The sequence below is a fragment of the Brucella grignonensis genome (assembly GCF_002252505.1).
Lineage (GTDB): Bacteria > Pseudomonadota > Alphaproteobacteria > Rhizobiales > Rhizobiaceae > Brucella > Brucella grignonensis.
The window spans coordinates 1-939 of record NZ_NNRL01000044.1 but is presented as its reverse complement, the minus strand read 5'-3'; the positions used below and the strand labels follow the sequence as shown (position 1 = coordinate 939).

Sequence of the window (939 nt, the reverse complement as noted above, 5' to 3'; positions counted from 1 at the left end):
CACCTAACCTCATAGGCCGGATCGACCGGCCTATGAGGTTCGCCGAGCCCGGCGATCATGCGGCCGGCCGCCCGTTTGCGGGCCGTAACCACGCGTGCGTTTGCTACGCAGCAATTCCAGGAAGAGCTGCACTGCCTCTTCCTCTTTGTTGAAATGATGTTGCATAACCTGCCCGCGCGCGCCGATGCGCCCCCATCTACGGGTCAGGCAGACGTCTCCGAACAGCGTCACCTCGATCGACATGGCGTAAAACCGGGCCATGTTCTTGGCGGGAACCATCCGCTCGACGTAAAGCTGGTAGGGTTGCGCGATCATAGGGACAGAATCGCGCTTTACCATTTCAAGGTCCAACGACTTCTATGAATCGGTTGCTGGTTGCCGATTCATTCTGATGATGGATCAGCCCAAGCGTTCTGTCGTGATCTACGCCATGGCTCAGTAAGCTCTTCCGCGATCGACGGCTCGCCTCGTGGCGATGCGCGCGGTACGCCCATATCGGGGTGTATCAAGAAAGTGGGAGACGTGCCTTTCCGGTTGACGGACGCAAGGCTGCTCGCAGGAAAGATGCTGGGCGAGGCCCTACGGGCACGGCTCTGCTCGCTGCGCTCATCGAACCCGCTTCGCGGTTTCGCCCCATGCGGGCGGCGATCCTCTCGCGGTGCGGCGCTGCGGTGAGAACCCGATTGCCGCCGGGACCGCGGGAGCGGAGCAGGGCCGGCTGCGCTCGGCAAGCGCACGCGGCCTTGAGATCCCCTGGACGATGAACCGCCCCTCCTTTCATAGGGGAATATCAGGCATAGGCCCGTCGGCAATCTCCCAAATCCACGAAGGCATTTAGCTCTCGGAGACAAGCAGTTCGAGGGTCCCGCGATAGTCGCCATCCGCGTCATCGGGAACGATGTACATTGCGATGGGTTCGCCCCCGTCACGGCTCAGCAC

General features: G+C 61.8%; 1 protein-coding gene. It reads right to left on the bottom strand.

Going from position 1 to position 939, the window contains the following annotated elements; all coding sequences use genetic code 11:
- Positions 1–30 precede the first annotated feature (30 nt).
- Positions 31–315, bottom strand: a complete 285-nt coding sequence (locus CEV33_RS00645; RefSeq protein ID WP_094538685.1) for a WGR domain-containing protein — start codon at positions 313–315, stop codon at positions 31–33.
- Positions 316–939 lie beyond the last annotated feature (624 nt).